Origin of the sequence: Anaeromassilibacillus sp. D41t1_190614_C2 (assembly GCF_015558525.1) — a bacterium.
In the GTDB taxonomy this organism is placed as follows: domain Bacteria; phylum Bacillota; class Clostridia; order Oscillospirales; family Acutalibacteraceae; genus Anaeromassilibacillus; species Anaeromassilibacillus stercoravium.
The window spans coordinates 12,265-33,719 of record NZ_JADMOD010000006.1 but is presented as its reverse complement, the minus strand read 5'-3'; the positions used below and the strand labels follow the sequence as shown (position 1 = coordinate 33,719).

The window sequence follows — 21,455 nt, the reverse complement described above, 5'->3', positions numbered from 1 at the left end:
TCAGTCCACCCCCTTCACATATTCCGCCAGCAGGCGCGCCGTATACGCCACGTCCTGGGTGTCGATCACCTCGACCGGCGTATGCATGTAGCGCAGCGGGATGGACACCATGGCCGTGGGGACGCCGGTGCGGGAGACGGCGATTTCGTCCGCGTTGGTGCCGGTTTCCCCGCCCATGATCTCCATGGAGTAGGGGATCTCGTGCTCTTTGGCGAGCTCCAGCAGCCGGTTTGTCATCGGGCGGTTGAGAATGGGCGCCATGCCGATCATGGGGCCGCCGCCCAGCTTGCCGCATTTTGCCGGGTCAACGCCGGGCTGGGCGGCAAAGCTGACGTCCACTGCGATGGCCTCCGTGGGTTCCAAAGAGTAGGCGCCGGTCTGTGCGCCCTGGCCGCCGGCCTCTTCGCGGCTGCTCAACAGGATGGTGAGCCCACAGGAGAGCGTTTGATTGCGCAAAAGCTGTGCACAGCGGATCAATGCGGCGCATCCCGCGCGGTCGTCCAGGGCCGGGGAGGTGATGCGGGTGCCCAGGAGACGCTTCTGCGGCGCGCGGACCAACACCCGGTCGCCGGGGGAGACAAGTTCCTGCGCCTCTTCCGTGGAAAGCCCCAGGTCGATGGCCATCCGGTCCACGGACTCCACCTTGTCCTCGCCGCCCTCGGTCAGATGCGGGGGCATGCAGCAGACAATCCCGGTCAACGGTTCCTTGCCAAACACGGTGACCGGGCTGCCCGGGAGGACCCGGCGGTCCGTACCGCCGCAGCGGTCGACGCGCAAAAAGCCGTTCGTTTCGATACGGGTTACGATCAGGCCCACTTGATCCAGGTGGGCGTCCAAGAGAATCTGCTGTTGGGCGGTTTGGTTTCCCATACGGCAGATGACATTTCCCATGCGGTCGATCTCCGTTTCGCCGCAGTCGGAAAGCTCCCATGCGGCGCGCCTGGCCGCTTCGGATTCGTCGCCCGGCGTGCCGGGCGCTGCGCAGAGCGCAAAGAGCAGTTCCTGTAAATCCTCGGTCATGGTATTCCTCCTGCTTGATACGATACAATCTGTATGATTTATCAAATATATTACGAATCGTTATAAGTGCCAGACGGATTTGCACGGCTTGGAGAAAGACCGCGATTTCCATCGAAAACACACAGTTTATACAATTTGTATAAATGATATTCTATATATTAGGATTGTATTATTTGAGCGCGTTGACCAAGCGCTTGAAGTGGTTTCCACGCTCGGCGAAATTGGCATACAGGTCAAAGCTCGCGCTGGCGGGGGAGAGGGACACGATGTCGCCCGCCTGCGCTTCGGCGCGGCAGATCTCCACCGCCTCTTCCATGGAGCGGGCATGGAGAATTTTGGGGCTGCCCTCCTCATAGGCGGGGGTCGCTTTCACCGCGGCCTCGATCTTCGGGCCGGTTGCGCCCATCAGGACCAGCGTTTTGACCTTGCCCACGATCACTGGGCCGAGGTCGTCGTACGGGATTTTTTTATCGTATCCCCCGGCGATCAGGATGATCTTGCGGTCGTACAGGGAGAGGGTGCCGCGCGCCGTGCGGGTCGGGCTGGTGCCGATGGAATCGTTGTACCACTTCACGCCGTCCAACTCGCGCACCAATTCGGCGCGGTGCTCCACGCCGCCGAAGTTGCGGGCCACCACGCGGATGATGTCGATGGGGACGTCGCCCCAGACCGCGCAGATGGCCGCCAGATAATTTTCTACATTGATGGCGCCGGGGATTTTGATCTCCGACGCATCCATCACATAGGTGTCGTCCTTCCCCTGCGAGAGCAGGATGCGGCCCGCCTCGTCGACCCAAGCGCCATAGGCGCAGCGCCCCCTCCGGCTGAAGGTGTAAAGCTGCCCGCGCACCTCGGGCGCAAAGCCTGCGGTGATGGAATTGTCTGCATTCAAAACGGTCCGCCCAAAGGCGTTCTGATGCAGGAAGATGTTCTTTTTGGCATCGATGTATTCCTGCATATCCTTGTGGATGTCCAGATGGTTGGGCGACAGGTTGGTCACCACCGCCACGTCCGGGCTTCTGCGCATGGAGATCAATTGGAAGCTCGAGAGCTCCACCACCGCGACATCGTCCGGCGCGACGCGCTCAATCTCCGGGAGAAGCGGCCGGCCGATGTTTCCGCCCAGATGGACCTTTTTCCCGGCCGCCTTTAAAAATTCCGAGACAATGGTGGTTGTGGTGGTCTTTCCGTCGCTGCCGGTCACCGCATAGATCTTGCAGGGGCACAGGTCGAAGAAGAGCTCCATCTCAGAGGTGACCGCCGCGCCGCGCGCACGGGCGGCGTCCAGATCCGGCAAGGTGAATTTCATGCCGGGCGTGCGGAAGATGATGTCCTCATCCAGGTTTTGCAGGTATGTCTCCCCGAGATGCAGGGCAACGCCGCGGGCCTCCAGATCGTCCCCCGTCTTGCCGAGTGCTTCCCGTGTGCGGCGGTCCCGCGCCGACACCACGGCCCCTTTTTCCTGAAACAGCGAAATCAGCGGCAGATTGCTGCCGCCGATGCCGCAAAAGGTCACCCGTTTGCCTTTGACCGAATCAAAAAATGCTTCTACTCTGCTGTCCATCGAACCGCCCCCGTCTGATCATTTTGCACCGTTTTTATTTGGAAATCGTTCAGCAGTAGTATTATAGCGCGCAGCAAATCGTTTCGCAATCCAAATTCCGTATAATCGGGCGAACCGCTGCTAAAAATAACCACATCCCATGACCACAAAACAGGAAGGGCGGTCGAATTGTATGACAAAAAACCGGAAAGTGCTGTTTTTGTCCCTTGCGTTGGTTGCCGTGATCCTGGTGCTGGGGGGCACGACGGTGAGCGGCTACATGCAGGCGTCCAAATACAAGATGAATTTAAACTACAACTACCAGCGGGCCGTGACAGACCTGGGCGACTGCGTGGACAACATCGAAAATACATTGAATAAGAGCATCTACGCCAATACGCCCACCCAGCAGAACGGCCTTGCGGCAAAGCTGATGCGGGAGACCAGCATGGCGAAGGCGGCGCTGGGGATTCTGCCGCTGGAGAGCGGCAACCTTGCCAACGTGAATAAGTTTATCTCGCAGGTGGGCGATTTCTCCATGGCGCTGTCCTCCAAAATTTCCGCAGGGGGCAGCATCAGCGAGGAGGAATATGCCTCCATGGAAAACCTGGAGCAGTACGCAAAGAAGCTGAAAGAGGGGTTGGACGGCATCCAGCCGGACTTTGACGCCGGGCCGGTGGACGCCAGCTTCCAGCAGGCAGCGGACGATTTTACGGACTACCCCTCGTTGATCTACGACGGCCCCTTCTCCGACCACATCGGCCAGCAGGAGCCAAAGCTCCTGGCGGGGCAGAGCGAGGTGCCACAGGGCAACGCCCAGAACAACGCGGCGTCGTTCCTCGGCGTTACACAGGACAAACTGACCCACACCCAGGACAGCGCCGGCGGCCTGCCCACCTATAATTTCGACTGCGGCACCATCCGGATCTCCGTGACAAAGGCGGGCGGCGTGGTGAGCGCGATGACGGATGGCCGGGAGATCGGGGAAATCCGGCTGGATGCGGATGGGGCGCGCACCGCCGCGCAGGGCTTTTTGGAGGCAAAGGGCATCCAAAACATGAAGGAAAGCTATTATGTCATCAACGACGGCATCTGCACCATCAATTATGCCTATTCCCAGGACGGCGTGACGTGCTATCCCGATCTGGTGAAGGTGGCAGTGGCGTTGGACACCGGCGGCATTGTCGAGTATAATGCGACCGGCTATATTATGAATCACACGGACCGCGGTGAACTCACGCCAAAAATCACGCAGGAAGAGGCGCAGAAGTCCGTCAGCCCCCGGCTCAAGGTGGAGAGCGGTTCCTTGGCGCTCATCCCCACGCCGGGATTAAACGAGGTGTTGTGCTACGAATTCCAATGCACAGGGGAAAATGAGGACCGCGTGTTGGTCTATATCAACGCCTCCACCGGGATGGAGGAGCAGATTTTCATTCTGATGCAGTCGGATTCCGGGGTACTGGTGAAATAGAGGGAGAGCGTGCGGGATTGCCGCACGCTTTTTCTCATTGACGATCATGCTTATAATCACTATAATGAGAGCATCCAAGCCCCTATCATTTTAAGCCGGGGCTATCTCCTACCGTCCTTTGCGAAGCCTTATGGTGGACCGGCAGCTTTCCTATTACCACTTGGCAAACGAAGGGATTGCTCCGCAGACATTACAGGGAATCCGGCACGATCAACCCATCCCCACGAAAACATTGGACCGGTTATGCCGCATGTCCGAATGACAGCCGGGGGAATTGGTCGAGTACCTGGAAGATGGAAAAGAAGACATATGATTAATGAAGAAAGAATTTTTTCATTCTTCGCTTAGATTGTGGGAAGACGCCTTCCCTGCAAGAAAGAATCGTTGCCGATGGAGGGTGATGGGTTGGACGTTCAGCAACACATCCGCGAACTTATGGAAGAGCGGGGATGGAGTGAATATAAATTAGCGAAGATGGCAAATCTGCCACAATCCACGATCAGCAATTTATTTAAGAGGAATAATGTTCCAACGCTATACACATTAGAAGCGATCTGCAAAGCGTTTGGAATGACCCTGGCACAATTCTTTTCCGAAGGGAAGGAGCCGATGGAATTGACGGAGGAGCAACGGGCGTTGTTTGCAAAGTGGGCGACCCTTTCAGAGGAGCAAAAACGGGTATTGTTCGAGCTGATCGATATTATGTAAATAGAGCGTGTTCGCCCGGGACCGGCGGCGCTATTGCCTTCCCCGCTTTGGGGAAGGTTTTTGTTTTCGTATGGCTTATCCAGCGATTCTTCTTTTATTTTTGATACTTTTCTGTTATAATAACGGATAATAGTATCAGAACAGCGGTTAGCCGGCAATGTCCCCCGGGGGAAAATCAGCTTTTTCTTTGCAGAGTGGGGAAGTGGCCGGCCAGCCGTTTGGCGCCGATTTCCATGCAGAGCCGCCTGCGGACCGATGAATTTCAAGGCCTCCGCGGACTGCTGCAAATTTCAGGGGAAATGAGGAATGGGGAACTGGCATGAAAGAAAAAACATTGGTAATCACCGGCATGGGGGCGGTCACGCCGGTCGGCATAGGGGTAACCGCCTATTGGAATGCGCTGATCGAAGGCCGTTGCGGTGTTGGCCCGATCACGCGCTTTGATGCGTCTGATTTGCCCGTACAGATTGCAGCTGAGTTGAAGGATTTCAATCCGGCCGATCACATGCCCAAGACGCTTGCGCGCACCATGGACCCGTTCATGCAGTTTGCCTATGCTGCGGCGCAGGAGGCATTGGAGAGCAGTGGTTTTCCCATCGAAGCCGAGTCCGACCGGATTGGCATTGTGATGGGCACGGCTATGGCGGGTGTGACCACGGTGGCGCACACCCAGGAGGCGTTTGATGCAGGCCGCCGCGTCGGTCCGCGCTTTGTGCCCATGGCCATCGGCAATATTGCGGCCGCGCAGATCGCCATCGCGCGCGGCATCCATGGCCCGAGCATGACCCTCAATACGGCCTGTTCCGCGGGCGGCGACGCGATGATGGTCGCGGCCATGCTGCTCAACGCGGGCGAGGCGGACGCAGTCCTTGCGGTTGGCGGGGAGAGCATCCTCTGCCCGATCGTGGTGTCCGGCTTGTCGCAGGCCAAGGCGCTTTCGCGCTGCAACGACGATCCTCTCCATGCCTGCCGCCCGTTTGACCTCAACCGGGACGGTTTTGTCATCGGGGAAGGCGGCGGCGCGCTGCTGATTGAAACCGAAGAGCACGCCCTCGCGCGCGGCGCAACGATTCACGCGGTGCTGGCAGGCTGGGCCAACACATCGGATGCACACCATGTCACGGCGCCCTGCCCGGATGGTGCGGGTGCTGCGGCCTGCATGAAGCGCGCGCTGCAGCGCGCCGGGATGCAGCCCTCCGACATCGGATATATCAATGCGCACGGTACCTCGACGCCGCTCGGCGACAAGGCTGAAACATTGGCGGTCAAGGCCGTGTTTGGCGGGCGCGAAAGGGCCCCGCCGGTCTCCGCAACCAAATCCGCAACCGGCCACTTGATGGGCGCGGGCGGCCTGACCGAGGCCATCGCCTGCATCAAAGCAATCCAGGAAGGCATTTTGCCGCCCACCCTGCATCTGGATACCCCAGACCCGGACTGCGACCTGGATTATGTACCCAATACGGCCCGCAAGGTCGAGATCACAGCCGCCATGTCCAATTCCCTGGGCTTTGGCGGACAAAATTCCAGTATCATTCTTTCCCGATACGAGAAATGAGGCGAACACAGTTTGAATAACCAGTATACGTATGACGTCACCATGTTCCGCGACACGTTCGAGTCGCGGTTCACCTATCTGAACGGATTTCTGCGCAATGTATCGCGTTTTAGCACCCGCCCAGCGCTGAACGACCCGATTTCCGGCCGCCGCTGGACCTATGCGGAGCTGAACGCCGAGGCCAACCGCCTGGCGCATGCACTGCGCGCGGACGGGGTCGGTAAGAACGACGTGGTGATGTTTGCGCTGCTCAACTCCCCTGAGTTTGTATTCTGTTACCTTGCTGCACACAAAATCGGCGCGATTGCCTGCCCGGTCAACTACCGGCAGGGCGCGGGCGAGATTGCGCTGGTCATCGACGACAGCCGCCCCAAAGCATTCCTCTACGATGCGGAGTTCGGCGACCTGTCCGCGGGCGCGCTGGGAATGTGCGAACATAAGCCGCATGTCACCATTATGGTGGATTACAAGGGCGGCGCGCAGGCGCCCGACGGCCATATTCTGTATCAGGACTATGTGGCGAATCAGCCGGAAACCGATCCGCCCATCGACTTTGCCCCTCATATTTACGATGAGACCACCCGCCTATATACCTCCGGGACCACCAACCGGCCCAAGGGCGTGCCGATCAACAACGTGAACGAGGTCCTTTCCGCGCACGATGTGATGATGCATTTCCCGCTCGGCCCGACGGACCGCACCATGAATATGACCCCGTGGTTCCACCGCGGCGGCATCCATTCCGGCGGCCCGTGCCCGACGCTGTATGCGGGCGGCGAAGTGGTCATTTTGCGGGACTTCAGCCCGAAACGCTGCCTGGAATATGCGGAAAAATACGAGGTTTCGTTCCTGATCGGCGTGCCGACCATCATCGCTATGCTCGCGCGCGCGCAGGAAAAGGCCCATGCAAAGCTGTCGGCCCTGCGGGGCATTGTGACCATGGGCGCCCCGTTTGAAAAGGCTGCGTGCGAAAAGTATTTGAAGCTCTTGACCCCCAATATTTTCAACGGCTATGGCACCACGGAGACCTTCTGGAACACCTTCCTGCGCCCGTTTGACCTGCCGGATATGGCGGGTTCCGCCGGACGCTCCTGCACGGATGACGACGTCCGGCTGGTCGCCCTGCGCGAAGACGGTTCGCATGCCGAGCCGGAGGACACCGTGCCGCGCGACGGGAAGACCCCTGGGGAGATCATCATCTCCTCCCCTGCGAAGAGCGCGTTCTGCTATTTTAACAATCCGGAGATGACCGCCCAGAAATTCTACAAGGGCTGGCTCTACACCGGCGACGTGGGGACATGGGATGAAAACGAGTTTGTCACCGTTTCTGGCCGGAAGGACGATATGATTGTGTCCGCGGGCGAAAACATCTACCCGACGCAGATCGAGGCCGTGCTGAACGAGCATCCCAAGGTGGCGGAGAGCGCCGTCATCGGGATTCCGGACAAGCTGCGCGGCGAGGTTGTGGCGGCCTATGTCGTCCCCTCGGACGAAAGCTTGACGGTGGCCGAGCTCAAGGAATATTGCATGCACAGCCCCATGTTGTCCTCGTACAAATGGCCGCGCGTGTACAACCTTGTGAAGGAATTGCCGCACACCGCGACCGGCAAACTGATGCATTATAAACTGCGCGAGCAGGCAAAACAATCTAAATAAAATCCGTGGAAAAAATCGCCGTCCGGTTTGGACGGCGATTTTTCTATGAAAAAGTGGGTGGAAAATTGCCCATTTCAGGGGATAACCGTCCTGCGGCGGCCGCTTATGCTTCTATGAATGAAAGAGGTTGCGGCGCTTGTTGGAAAAGCCCGGATACGCTATAATAAGGGTGAAAAAACCGCTGGACGGCGGGGAGGGGGAGCAGGATGTCTACCTATTGCCGCATCTTGATCGTTGAGGATGAATATCTCACCCGTCAGGGGATCAAGGGCATGATCCATTGGGAGCAGGAGGGGTTCCAGATCGTGGGGGAAGCGTCCAATGGGGAGGAAGCCTTGGCCCGGATCGAGGAATTGAAGCCGCAGATTGTGCTGACGGACGTGGTCATGCCGGTGATGGATGGGATCGCCCTGACCCAGGCCATCCAGGAGCGGTATCCGGAAACCCGCGTCATTGTGTTGAGCGGCTACAGCGACTTTGAATATGTAAAATCCATCTTCCAGCACGGCGCGGTGGACTACATCCTCAAGCCCACGCTGAACCAGCAGGAATTGCTGGCGACCCTCTGTAAGGCGGCTGGGCAGATTCCGGATTTCGTGCTCACCCGCGGGGGAGGGGATTCGTTCGAGAGCGTCATCAACCAGGCGCTGTCCGGGTTCCCCGCGCCGGACGCCCTGGAAAAGTTGCGCAAGGTATTTCCCTATCTGCACTTTTTCCTGGTGGGGATGAATGTCCCCTATGTGCTGGGAAATGCAGCCAATCTCAGCCGGGAGGCCGGGATTTTAGCAGCCGGCGCAGAGGAGTTCCTGCCCGGCGTAACCGCGCGGGTGGCCACGATCGACCGCAAGTTTTTGCTGATGATCGTCAATTATGCGGCGGAGCCGTACCGCTCGTTGACGGAGCGCGTCAGAAAGCTGGTGGCCTCCGTACGCGTAAAGTCGCCGCGCGCCTTTTATGTCTACACCAGGGAGTTCAGTGGATTGGGCCTGCTCAAAGAGACCTATACCCGCCTGGCCGCGCTCTCCCGGCAGCGCTTTTATTGCCGGGACGTGTTCATCCAGGGGGAGGATGCGTTTGCCCCGGCCGCCGCAGAGCCGTTCGACGCCGCAAGATTCAACGCATTGATCCGCGCATCCGATATGCGTCAGGCGTTGGAGCAATTGGACGCCTGGCTGCGGCGGGCGGTTGACCGGCATGCCCCCGGGGAATTCGAGCTCAAATCCCTGGTGCAGGATGCGCTCTATCAGATGTTGGCCTTTTGGGAGGAAAGCGGCATGGATGCGGAACGCATCGCTTCCCTCAAGCGCGACTGTTTTATCCGGATCAGCGAAGCAAAATTCGCGGAAGATCTCCTGGAAGCCTTTGGTTGCATCCGGTCCGATTTTCTCACGCTGTTTGAAGAGCGGGCGCCGCGGCAAGGGAAGCGTTCCGTCCAGGAGATCCTCGACTATGTGGAGGAACACTGCGCCGAGGCGCTGACCCTCAACGATGTCGCCAAGCGATTCAATTTCAATTATTCTTACCTGTCCTCGTATTTCAGCGCCAACAACCGGGAGGGGTTCAGTGAATATCTGAACCGCGCCCGCATCCGCCGCGCGGAGGAACTCCTGCGCAAGGGCGATATCCCGGTGTCCGAGGTGTGCGGGATGGTCGGCTATGGGGATCACAGTTATTTCTGTAAGGTATTCAAGAAATTTACCGGGAAAACGCCGAGCGAGTTCCGCCGTCAATGCGGCGCCGCGGTTGGAGGGAAACGATGGAAAAAATCTTAGAAAAACTGCGGTCCAATAGTTTGCTGCTGAAAATTCTATCGGTCATGCTGCTGAGCGTCATATGCGTTGCTACATTGACGCTCAGTATTTCTATCCGGGCGTCCGAGGACGTATATGTGGACACCTTTACGGAGTCCAATTCCCAGATCATCGGGCAGATTCGGGAAAATATGGGCCGGTTCAACGATGAGATTTCCGAAATCATGAGCGTGATCAAGAACAACTGGGCCTTCCGGAGCTATCTCACCAGCGAGGACCGCAGCTCCGCGACCGCGTCGTACACGCAGTACAGCATGGTGTGGAACCTCGAACACGCCCTGCCGCCGGATTATTTTGAGAAGATGAGCATTGTGCTGGTGGGCGTCAACGGCAGCAGCTATTTGAGCAGCGATGCCGGGCTGACCGTTTCAGTGGAAGAATTGCTGGACAGCGCGGTCACACAGGAGACGCGCCGCCAGCCCAACCGCATCCTTTATCAATATGTAGACGACGGCTTCACCACGCTGACCCAGGGGGACAGCGCCATCGTTGCCAGTACAGGCCTGAATTATGCCGGCGGGCAATCGAACTACGGATATGCCTATGTGGTCATCCCGCAGGAGGTCCTGCGCGATTTTTACAGCAGTTTCAGCAGCGACGCAAACAGCCTGATGCTGCTGGACAGCGAAGGGCGCATTATCTCGTCCACCCAAAAGGAACTCATCGGCTTTAAAAATCTGGAGCTTTTGGAGACGGCGCAACAGGTGGAAGAAAACAGCCTGCCCTATGGGGAGATCGTCCAGTCCGGGCGCCAGATGGCCGTGGTTGCCCAGGAGATCCCCCATTGGAATTTCCATTTGGTTGGATTGATCGACCGCGAAAGCATCCTGCGCGCGGTCGGCAGCTACAAGCCCATTGAAATTATGACGTTGTTGGTGGTCCTGTGCGTGTTCGCCATCATGTTCCTCGTGGTGCGCAAAACGACGCGGCCGATCCATTCCCTGGTCGCAGAGATGAAACAGGTAACGCAGGGGGATTTTAGCCGGCACATCCCCGTGGAAGGCAACTATGAGGTGCGGGAACTTGCAACGGCGTTCAATTACATGTTGGATGGCCTCGACAGTTACATGGAGCAGATCATGACCATCGAGGACGAAAAGCGCGAGGCGGAGATCCGCGCCTTGCAAATGCAGATCAACCCGCACTTTATCTACAATACGCTCGCCTCCCTGAAATGGATGATCTGGCAGGGCAATTCCGAAAGCGCTGTGCAGGCGATCGATTCGTTTAGCCGCCTGCTGCGCGGGACCATCAGCAAACGCGAGGAACGCATCCCTGCGGCCGAGGAACTCGACAACTTAAAGGATTACGTCTTTTTGCAGCATTTGCGCTTTGGGGAGCAGATTCAGGTCCGGTTTTCGCTGGCCGAGGACTGCCGCAACTGCCTGATGCCCAAGCTGACCTTGCAGCCGTTTGTGGAGAACGCATTTTTCCATGCGTTCAGCGGGGCGGAGGAAGGGAGCATCTTTGTGTCGGTCCGCCGCCGCGGGAATGACCTGGTCAGCGAAATCATCGACAATGGCTCCGGCATGAAACAGGAGGAGGTCGGCCGCACGCTGTCCACCGGCGGGAAAGCAGACCACTTCACCGGGATTGGCATCAAAAATGTAGACGACCGGATCAAGCTCCTCTATGGCGCGCAGTACGGCGTTTCCATTTCCAGTGAACCGGGCAAGGGCACGGCAGTCACCATCACGATCCCGGCGCAGGAGAAAGAATCCAAAGATCCTACCAATTTATAAAAAAAGTACAAATGTCTATGAAAAAACATCTAAAAAAAATACCAAATGAGAGAAAGAAATTGCTAATACCTATGGATTGGTTTTTAGTAAAATAAGATACAGATGAAAAGAAACAATGCGTTTATGCAAGCCGCCCCTCTTATGGGCGCTGTCAAAAAGGGCTTGCAGAATATGACAGGAGGGGTTAGCATGCGTTGTTCCCGTTTGCTGGCCCTGGCGCTGGCTTTTTGCCTGTTGTGGGGGTTGACAGCCTGTGCAAAAACCGGTGGTGGACCGGCGGAACAGCCGGCCATGGAGGCAGAAGAACATACATTGACCATATGGGCTTGGGACGATACCTTCAATGTGAAGGCGGCGAATTTGGCAAAGGCGTATTATGCAAAGACCGATCCGGGCGTCCAGGTTGACATCGTCACCATGGCCCAGACGGACATCATCACCCGGCTCAATACCGCGTTTTCTTCCTCCAACTATGAAGGGCTGCCCAACATTGTCCTGATTGAGGATTACCGGATCCAGAATTTCCTGAAGTCGTACCCCGGGGAGTTCCGGGACCTTTCCTCCATTGTGGACCCCAATAAATTTATGGAATATAAGCTCCGTGTCATGACGGAGGAGGGTAAGATCTATGGCGTCCCGTTTGACAGCGGCGCAGCCGCCCTGTTTTACCGCACGGATTACCTCCAAGCGGCGGGATACACGCAGGAGGACATGCAGAACCTGACTTGGAACGAATACATTGAAATCGGTAAGGACGTCAAAGCGGCGACCGGCAAATATATGTTGACGTTGGACCCCAGCGACCTGGGCCAGGTGCGCATCATGATGCAGTCCGCCGGGGCATGGTATGTAAAAGAGGACGGCGAGAGCGTGGACATTGCGGAAAATGAAGTGCTCAAGGCGTCGCTTTCCACGTACCAGCGCATGGTGGATTCCGGGATTGCATTGCAGGTGTCCGGCTGGGACCCGTTTGTGAAGGCTTTCCAGGAGGGAGAGGTCGCCAGCGTCCCCTCGGGCTGTTGGGTGATGTCCAATATTGTGAAAGCGGAGGAGCAGAGCGGCAAATGGGCCGTGGCGCCGATCCCGCGGTTGGACGGCATCCCCGAATCGGTCAATGCTTCCAGCATTGGCGGTGGGAGCTGGTATGTATTGAGCAGCGTCCCGGGTGCGGACCTGGCGGTGGACTTCTTGGGGAAGACCTTTGCTTCCAACGAGCAGTTGATCGACGACCTGGTGAAGGACATCAGCTTGGTGAGCACCATGAAGTCCGCAAAGGATTTGAAATACCGAAGTGAGCCCAGTGAATTTTTTGGAGGCCAGCGGATCTATGAGGATCTTGCGGCCTGGACCGAGCAGATCCCGCCGGTCAATTATGGGCTGTATACCTATACCATGGAGGACATCATCGCCCAGAGCCTGCAATCCATTATGCAGGGGGCCGATATGGATGAGACGCTCAAAAACGCCCAGACACAGGCGCGCGCTTCCGTCCTCCACTCTTAATTTGTATACGGCCGCCGGCGAGGCGGTTTGTAGAGAAGGCTGAAAAGCCAGGACAGAAGAAAGGCAATAGGAAGGAGAAACGCAAACATGAAGAGAACCAAACGCAGGGCCCTGCCTCTGCTGCTCTGCTTGTGCATGCTGTTGCAGACTTTTGTTTCTGCGCCGGCACTGGCGGCAACCGAGAGCGGGGAACCCGGAGACCTGCTCTACTTCGTCAACTGCGCCGCAACCAATGTGGCGGACGTGGCGGAGGGGGACGCCATGGGCGGGTACCAGTCCGTGACGGACCAGCCCTATGGCGAGGACGCTGGGACGGGGAACGCCTGGGGCTATGTAGAAGACGAATACATGGTCCGCGGCGGCAATGCAGACAGCGTTGTCAAGACCGATACGTACTGGTACACCAGCGACAGCATCCAGTATGACCCGGAGACCAGCGGCTTCCGGTATAACTTTGCTGTGGAAAACGGCAGCTATGAAGTCACTGTTGGCATTAAGATCCCCGGTTGGTGGGGCGCCAGAACGGTGGACATCGATCTGGAAGGCACCCGCACTACGGATCAGGCCAGCGTGCCCGGCGGCTCGGCGACCAATGCGACGTTTGAGCGCACTTCGGAGATTATGGTCACGGACGGCGAGCTGAACGTATTTGTCCATAACTCCAAGCGTACCTCTGCGGATGGAGACCCCATCCTCAGCTACATCCTGGTCAAGCGTGGCGAAGTGTATGACAAGGCCACTTTGACGGATAAGATCGCGGAGATCGAGGGCAAGGTGGAAGCGGACCAGGCGGCCGGCGTTGTCTATGCAGAAGAGCCCCTTGGCGAGCTCTATGTGGGCGAAGAAAATAAGGAGGACAACCTCCAGGCCCTGAACGCTGTCCTGGCATCTGCGAAGGAGTTGGCGGCGCAGGACAACCCGAGCCCTGCAGACGTGAAAGAGACCTGCGAGCATCTGGACACGGTCTACTCCGACCTGCGCTCCATCGAAACCTATGATTCCTTCTCCGGCGTCAACGGCGATGTATGGAAGGACACCAACGGCAAGCCCATCCAGGCGCACGGCGGACAGGTGCAGAAATTGCCCATGCCCGACGGGACGGAAAAATGGTGGTGGGTCGGTGAGGATAAGACGACCGGAAGCCACAGCAATGGCATCAGCGCGTATTCCTCCGACGACCTGTACAACTGGACGTTCGAAGGCTATGTGATGCGTTCGGTCCCGAACCGTGAGGCGTTGGATACGGACCCGTATTTCACGGCCCTCTACGGCGACCTGACCGAGGAGGAGAAGGACTATGTCTACCTCTGCATCAACAAGGACACGGCGATTATCGAGCGCCCGAAGATGATTTATAACGAGGCAACCGAAAAGTACATCATCTGGTTCCATGCGGACGGCCCCACCGAGGAGTCCACTTCCAGCTACGCGGCAGCAGCAGCGGGCATGGCGATCAGCGATACGCCGAACGGCCCGTTCACCTTTATCCGCCGCTCCCGTTTGCACCAGCTTCCGGAAGAGGAGTATCTGGAGGACAACGGCGTGCTCGACTGGTATGAAGAGCCGCAGAACCGCGGTTTTGCCCGCGACATGAACCTGTTTATCGACGACGACGGGACGGCGTATATCATCTATTCCAGCGAAGAGAACCGCACGATGTTTATCTCCCGCTTGAACGACGAGTACACGGACCTCGACGTGCCGCAGGAGCCGGTCGGCCTGGCAAAGAACGGCGTGGACTTCGTCCGCCTGTTCCCGGGCGGGCAGCGCGAAGCGCCGGCCCTGTTCAAGTATGACGGCACCTATTACATGATTACCTCCGGCGCAACCGGCTGGAGCCCGAACCCGGCCCGCTATTGGAAGGCCGACGAAATTCTCGGCGAGTGGACCGACATGGGCGATCCTTGCATCGGCGATACCGATGGGAAGACCTTCTGGTCCCAGAGCACCAATGTGATCCCGGTGGACCCGGAGAACGGCAAGTTCATCTACATGGGCGACCGCTGGGGTTATGGAAAAGAACAGGATTTCAGCGCGGAAGCGCTTGCAGATTCCCGTTATATCTGGCTGCCGGTGCAGATCGACGCCAGAGGGAATATCAGCCTCCAGGAATACAACGATTGGGATCTCAGCGTATTTGATTCCATCAACAACATCAAGCTGAACAGCGAGATGGATGATATCTATTATGGCACCGAGAACCTGCCGGAGCAGGTAAACGTCAGCATCCGTGAGGATGAGGGGTGGGTGACCAAGGACGTCAATGTCTCCTGGGATTTCAGCTCGCTGATTCCGGGCGCAGAAAATACGGTAACCGGCACGCTGGAAGACGCCAATGGCCTTACGATAACGGCCAATGTCGTTGACATCCCGGAGAACCTGCTTTACTTTATCGACAGCGGCGCTACGAATGGCTCCGAGCTGTACGATGTCATCAAAGAGATGGCCCCGAACCTGGTCAATACCGAGGCGTATGACCAAGCCTATACCGAGGGTAGCTGGGGCTATACCGGCACCGATGACGACATCGCACCCAAGAATCCGGAAAGCCAGGACGCTTATACCAGCGGTTTCTGGGCAAAGGGCGGCAAGAATATCGATTACAAGCTACCGTTAAAGGCCGGCGAGTATCAGGTTTCCCTTGGTTTCCAGGAGTGGTGGAGTACATCCCGCCCGATGAAGGTCGTTGTTTCTTATGAAGGCGCGGACGGGCAGACGGTTGAGACTACGATTGGCACATTCACCAATTCCGGCGAACAGGCTTATCTGTTCCCATTTACGGTAGAAAACGACGCGGATGTCACCATCAGCGTTCAGAGACAGAATTCCAACAACCCCGACCCGGTCCTGAGCTGGATTGCCCTGACCGGCGAAGTGGAGGAAGAGCCGAGCGAGCACATGCTGACGGTCACCTTCCCGAACACCGTCGAACTGAGCATCGATGGCGAAAGCCAGACGATTGCCAACCTGATCGGCGCATATAAAGATGTCGTAATGGCGGGAGATGCGCTCGAGCTGACCTTTACGCCGCGCGTAGAAGGCCGCGAGATCGCAGGCGTCACCGTGAATGGCGACGCCATTGCGGAAGACAGCTTTGACGTTGCCGAGTATGTGTACAGCGCGGCTATGCCGAACGCGGACACCACGATCGAGCTTGGCTTCACAGTGGTAGACAAGCAGAACCTGCGTGCTGCCATTGAGATTGCAGAAGGCAGAGCGGACGAGGCGGAAGCAGCCGTTCCGTCCGTGAAGGAGAAGTACGAAGCGGCTTTGCAGGCGGCGCAGGACGTCGAAGCAAAGAAGACCGCAACGCAGGACGAGATCAACGGCGCATGGAGCGACTTGATCGACGCGCTGCACTACCTGAGCTTTGTCGCAGGCGACAAGAGCCAGCTGGAAATCCCGATGGAGATCGCAGAGTCCATCAACCGCGACCTGTTCACGCCGGACAGCCTGAAAGCGCTGGACGAAGCGTATGCAGCAGCGGAAGACCTGCTGGACGATGAAGAAGTCCTGGAAGCGGACATCACCGCAGCGGTGGATGCGCTGTATGACGCCATTTATGGCTTGGTCTACCGCGCAGACGTCACCGAGCTGGAAGCGCTGGTCCTCAAGGGCGACGGCATTGTCGAAAATGCAGATCAGTACATCCAGAACGACGCATGGACGAGCTTTGAGACCGTCCTGGCCGAAGCAAAGACCGTGCTGGAAGATGCAAATGCAACGCAGGATGCGGTGGACACCGCAGTGAAAGACCTTACGGCAGCGATTTCCGCCCTGCGCCTGATCCCGGATAAGGATGCGCTGGAAGCATTGATCGGGGAAGCCGAAGCGATTAACACCAATAAGTACACGGCGAAGAGCGTCGCAGCGATGAAGGCCGCATTGAGCACCGCGAAGGCAGTGCTGAACGACGCAGAAGCGACCGAGGAAGAGGTCGCAGACGCAGTCGAGACGCTGGAGAACAGCATCGACGGCCTAGTTGAGAAGAGCACCTCCACGGGCTCGAAGAACAGCGGCAGCACGTCTGCAAACGTTGGCAATGCATACGGCGCAGCGGGCGTGGTATCCGCAAGCCAGAACGTGGCAGTGAATGCCTATGTGGTTTCCGACACGACGGTCAACTTCACCTTGAAGAGAGGCAGCGCATACTGCTTCAAGATGACGGTCGTGAACGGCAACGCCATGACGCCGGGCTTTACGGTCGGCAACGGCGATGTGCTCAAGACGCAGTTTGTGGCGAAGGTTGGCAACGATTCCTACTACAGAGTCTATGCGATCGGCACGCCGGGCCAGAGCACGGGCGTTTACACCACCCTGCCGGGCCAGAACGCGGTCAAGCACTGCACCGTAACGGTTGGCTAAGTGTTTCCTTAGGGCTTCCAATATGGAGCAGAAAGCAAACTCTTTGCGGTTTGCTTCCGTAGGGAACGCCGTAGGCGCGGAAGGCACTGTGTGCCCGCCGTAGGCGCGAAAAGACGCTGTGCGTCCATTGCACGGTGACGATTGCGTAATCGTGGACGAGACATCGAAAGAAAAGGGAAGTTTTTTTCCTGATAAACAGCAAGGCCCTCACCCTGGGAATTCCCAGGGTGAGGGCCTTGCTATGTTTTATCCTTCTATTTCTCACATGTGGTGGGACTGTAATTTTTGCCTGTATGAAAATTTTCGCTTGCCTCTGTAGGGCCTTCCCATATGGAGCGGAAAGCAAACTCCTTACAGCTTGCTTTCGTAGGGAACGCCGTAGGCGCGAAAAGACGCCATGCGTCCGCCGTAGGCGCGAAAAGACGCTGTGCGTCCGCCGTAGGCGCGAGAGACGCTGTGCGTCCGCCGTAGGCGCGAGAGACGCTGTGCGTCCGCCGTAGGCGCGAAAAGACGCCATGCGTCCGCCGTAGGCGCGAGAGGCACTGCGTGCCCGCGAAAGACGCTGCGCGTCTGCAGTTCATGGAGATCGTTGACATTTCCCATACCGTGTTTTATACTGAAAACGACAAAAGAATCAAATGGGTCCATGGTTCAAACCACACGAGGGTTTGATGAAAAGGGAAACAAGTGCGAATCTTGTACAATCCCGTTGCTGTGATTGCGGAGCCACTTCCAAGATGCCATTGATAGAATTCCTGTTGAGAAGGCGGAAGATGGTGTGGATGCATCAGTCAGAAGACCTGCCATGGACTCGGTGGCCATTCTGCGGACGACGGAGCCGGTTGCCAGAAAACGCCTAAGGGGGACGTATACCCTTTTGACGGTCTGGAAGCCCCGCCCGCAACACTCGTTGCGGGCGTTTTTTGTTGTCTTTTGTCACGGAAGAACGAAGTGATTTCAGATCGAAAAAGGAGTGGAAAAATCATGAAAAAGAGAATCCTTGCAACCCTGTTGGCGCTTTCTATGCTGCTTAGCGTTACAGCCTGTAGCAGCAGCCCGCAGACGTCCTCCCAATTGGAGAGCGTGTCCTCCAGTGAACCGGCCGGTTTGGACGCCTCCTCACAGGAAGCATCCCAAGACGAGTCCGATTATTATCCCGTGACCGTAGAGGTGTATAACAACGCGCGGGAACTGGTGCCCTATACCTTTGAGAAATGCCCGGAAAAGACGTTGGTCTATGGGAGGAACAATGTGGAAATTCTTCTGGCGCTCGGCCTTGGTGATAAAATTGAAATGGTGGCGGATTGTAGCAGCGTACTGCCGGAGTATGCAGAGGAATTTGCCAAGCTGGATCTTCTAAAAAATCACCAGGACGTCGGCTATTTTGTCAAGGAATACGCTTTGAGTTTGGAGCCCGACATGGTCATCGGGTGGTATTCCTTGTTCAATATGGAGGATCGCATGGGGGACGTCGATTTTTGGCATGACCGTGGAATCGGAACCTATACGACCATTAATAGCGTGCTGCGTGGGGACGAATCCTTGGAGAATGAGTATCAGGATATCCGGAATCTTGCAAAAATTTATAACCGCCAGGAGAAGGCGGAAGAAATCATCGCCGATATCCAGCAATATGTCGACCAGGGAAAGCAGGCCGCGGAGGGAAAAGAGCCCCAACGCATCTTGATCGCAGAAAAATGGGAGGGCGAATACGACATCTATCATGCTAAGACAGCTGCGGGCGATATTGCGGCGCAGATGGGCGCCGAACCGCTTGGCCAGGCGGGATGGACCGATGAGGAGATCGTGGATGCCAACCCGGAAGCGATTTTCGCCGTACATGTGAGCTCTGTTCCGGACGAAGAGGCAATTGCCCTGTATACGGAAAATCCTGCATTGGCCAGCGTGGACGCGGTCAAAAACGGCCGTATCTATCCGGTGGAATACAGTCTGGCGTATGCGCCCGGGGTCCGCACCAAAGATACGGTAAAACTATTCCTCAAGAGCCTCTATGGGATTGAGGCATAAGATGCAGCGGGGGGATAAACCCGTTCTTGGGAAACGCCCAAGCACGGATAAAACCCTGTCCCAGCGCCTTACAACCGGCGTGTTTCACGGAATACCGGCATATCTCTGCGCAGTCGTCCTTTTGCTGGTAGTTCTGGTGGGGTCCGTGCTTTTTGCTGTGACCGTCGGGTCCGCGGACCTGACGGTGCGTCAGGTGTATGAAGTCATCCTGTTTGAATGGTTCCACATCGGGGACCCCGCAACGCTGGCGCAAGGGGCCGCCCACGACATCGTCTGGTATATCCGGTTGCCCCGGATCGTGCTGGGGGTGGCGGTCGGCATGGGATTGGCGACCGTGGGTGTTGTGATGCAGGCCGTCGTGCAAAACCCGCTGGCGGACCCGTATATCCTGGGGATTTCTTCCGGCGCATCCTTGGGCGCAACGGCGGCAATCCTGCTGGGGATCGGCGCCTTTGGCTCGAATAGCGTCGGCGTCTGCGCCTTTTTGGGCGCGTTGGGCGTATCCTTTGCCGTCATCGGTCTTTCCCACCTTGGAGGCCGTGCAACGCCGGTCAAATTGGTCCTGGCGGGCGTGGCGCTCAGTTCGGTTTGTTCTGCCATTTCCAATTTTATCGTCTATGTGGCGGACGATCCCGGCCGCTTTATGACGGTCACCTTCTGGCTGATGGGCAGCTTGGCGGGGGCGGAATGGGAGAGCAACGGCGTGATTTTTTTGGTTGTGCTTCTGGCGATCGCCTTTTTCTTGACGCAGAGCCGCACGCTCAATCTCATGCTGCTGGGGGACGATACGGCTATCACGCTGGGAACCAATTTGCGCCGTTACCGGCAAGTGTATCTGGTGATGGCCTCGCTGGTGGTCGGCTTCGTTGTCTATGCATCGGGCGTCATCGGATTTGTAGGGTTGATGATCCCTCATGTAATCCGCGTGCTGTTCGGCGTGGATCATCGGAAGCTGTTGCCCCTGTCCGCTCTGGCGGGCGGCATCTTCCTGGTTTGGGCCGACGTGGTGGCCCGGACGATCCTTCCAAATGCGGAGTTGCCGATTGGAATCCTGATTTCGATTGTGGGGGCGCCGGCGTTTGTCCTGCTGCTTGTCAAAAAGACTTATCAGTTTGGAGGGAGGCCGTCATGAGGATTGATGCAGAGGGCCTTTCGTTCTCCTGGGGAAGCACGCAAATTTTAAAGGACATCTCCCTGCGCGCGGAGGACGGTTGTTTTGTCGGGCTGATTGGGCCGAACGGCAGTGGGAAGAGCACCTTTTTGAAATGTATCTATCGCGTATTGCAGCCCAAGATGGGCTGCATCCGGCTGGACGGGGAACCGCCTTCCCATATGAGCCATAAAGAGGCTGCAAAACGCTTGGGCGTGGTTGCACAGCACAATGCCTATGATTTTGATTTTCTGGTAAAGGATATGGTGCTGATGGGGCGCGCGCCGCATAAGCGCGCGATGGACCGCGATACAGCGGAGGACTATGCGATCATGCGCGAAGCCCTGAAGCAGGTGGGCATGGAGGTGCTGGAAAACCGCCCGTTTTCCAGCCTGTCCGGTGGGGAACAACAGCGTGTGATTTTGGCGCGCGCACTGGCGCAGCGCACAGAGGCTTTGATCCTCGACGAGCCCACCAACCATTTGGACATCAAATACCAGCTGCAATTGCTCAACATCGTCAAGTCCATGCATAAGACGGTCCTATCCGCTTTTCACGACTTAAACCTGGCGGCCATGTACAGCGACGTCATCTATGTGGTCAAGGATGGTCAAATTTATAGCAGAGGAACGCCGCGCGAGGTGCTTACAGAGCGGATGATCGAAGAGGTATATGGCGTGCGCGCCAAGGTCCGCACCGATGAAGACGGGCAGCTTTTGATTATCTATCAGGCAAAATAAAAAGGGAAGGGCCTGCCTTGGAGGTTTTCCTCCAAGGCAGGCCCTTTGGCGTGCATTTTTTCGGGGCAATTGAGGGCCGGATAAAATTTGTTTGGTTCGCGGGCTGGAAAGGAATGCATGAAAATTCCGCAAAAGGATTTGCAGAGATTGGGATACGGCTTTA

Annotated in this window: 14 protein-coding genes and 1 riboswitch; of the genes, 12 read left to right on the top strand and 2 right to left on the bottom strand. The window is 57.2% G+C overall.

Features of this window, described 5'->3' with window-relative positions; genetic code table 11:
• On the bottom strand, positions 1-1,020 hold the full coding sequence (locus tag I2G69_RS06455; protein WP_191395648.1) for a M28 family peptidase: 1,020 nt from the start codon (positions 1,018-1,020) through the stop codon (positions 1-3).
• A gap of 169 nt (positions 1,021-1,189) precedes the next feature.
• Positions 1,190-2,584: a UDP-N-acetylmuramoyl-L-alanine--D-glutamate ligase gene (murD, locus tag I2G69_RS06450; RefSeq protein ID WP_195560442.1), complete on the bottom strand. Its 1,395-nt coding sequence runs from the start codon at positions 2,582-2,584 to the stop codon at positions 1,190-1,192.
• Between the two features lie 172 nt (positions 2,585-2,756).
• Between murD and I2G69_RS06445 the strand changes: the two genes are divergently transcribed.
• The 12 genes from I2G69_RS06445 (at position 2,757) to I2G69_RS06390 (ending at position 21,292) form a co-directional block, all read left to right on the top strand.
• A complete protein-coding gene (locus tag I2G69_RS06445; RefSeq protein WP_087234660.1) occupies positions 2,757-4,034 on the top strand; it encodes a PepSY1/2 domain-containing protein in 1,278 nt (425 codons plus the stop codon).
• A gap of 130 nt (positions 4,035-4,164) precedes the next feature.
• Positions 4,165-4,296, top strand: coding sequence for a hypothetical protein (locus tag I2G69_RS14515; protein WP_195560441.1), 132 nt, complete (start codon positions 4,165-4,167; stop codon positions 4,294-4,296).
• Positions 4,297-4,439: 143 nt separating this feature from the next.
• Entirely contained in the window at positions 4,440-4,742 is a 303-nt protein-coding gene (locus I2G69_RS06435; protein WP_237967009.1) for a helix-turn-helix domain-containing protein, read from the top strand.
• 319 nt (positions 4,743-5,061) lie between these two features.
• Complete coding sequence (gene fabF / locus I2G69_RS06430; RefSeq protein ID WP_191395645.1) at positions 5,062-6,297, top strand: beta-ketoacyl-ACP synthase II; 1,236 nt, start codon at positions 5,062-5,064, stop codon at positions 6,295-6,297.
• Positions 6,298-6,309: 12 nt separating this feature from the next.
• A complete protein-coding gene (locus I2G69_RS06425) occupies positions 6,310-7,953 on the top strand; it encodes a class I adenylate-forming enzyme family protein (RefSeq protein ID WP_207740555.1) in 1,644 nt (547 codons plus the stop codon).
• 206 nt (positions 7,954-8,159) lie between these two features.
• A complete protein-coding gene (locus I2G69_RS06420; protein WP_195560440.1) occupies positions 8,160-9,725 on the top strand; it encodes a response regulator transcription factor in 1,566 nt (521 codons plus the stop codon).
• Complete coding sequence (locus I2G69_RS06415) at positions 9,710-11,506, top strand: cache domain-containing sensor histidine kinase (RefSeq protein WP_172749735.1); 1,797 nt, start codon at positions 9,710-9,712, stop codon at positions 11,504-11,506. The genes I2G69_RS06420 and I2G69_RS06415 overlap by 16 nt, the downstream gene beginning before the upstream one ends.
• A gap of 189 nt (positions 11,507-11,695) precedes the next feature.
• Complete coding sequence (locus I2G69_RS06410) at positions 11,696-13,009, top strand: ABC transporter substrate-binding protein (RefSeq protein ID WP_087234655.1); 1,314 nt, start codon at positions 11,696-11,698, stop codon at positions 13,007-13,009.
• A gap of 87 nt (positions 13,010-13,096) precedes the next feature.
• Positions 13,097-17,374 (top strand): family 43 glycosylhydrolase, encoded by a 4,278-nt coding sequence (locus I2G69_RS06405; RefSeq protein ID WP_195560439.1) that lies wholly within the window; start codon positions 13,097-13,099, stop codon positions 17,372-17,374.
• Positions 17,375-18,004: 630 nt separating this feature from the next.
• Positions 18,005-18,196: riboswitch (cobalamin riboswitch) on the top strand.
• A gap of 162 nt (positions 18,197-18,358) precedes the next feature.
• Positions 18,359-19,402, top strand: coding sequence for an ABC transporter substrate-binding protein (locus I2G69_RS06400; RefSeq protein WP_191441670.1), 1,044 nt, complete (start codon positions 18,359-18,361; stop codon positions 19,400-19,402).
• On the top strand, positions 19,386-20,534 hold the full coding sequence (locus I2G69_RS06395) for a FecCD family ABC transporter permease (protein ID WP_242969702.1): 1,149 nt from the start codon (positions 19,386-19,388) through the stop codon (positions 20,532-20,534). Before I2G69_RS06400 ends, I2G69_RS06395 begins: the two co-directional genes overlap by 17 nt.
• Complete coding sequence (locus I2G69_RS06390) at positions 20,531-21,292, top strand: ABC transporter ATP-binding protein (RefSeq protein ID WP_195560438.1); 762 nt, start codon at positions 20,531-20,533, stop codon at positions 21,290-21,292. Before I2G69_RS06395 ends, I2G69_RS06390 begins: the two co-directional genes overlap by 4 nt.
• Positions 21,293-21,455 lie beyond the last annotated feature (163 nt).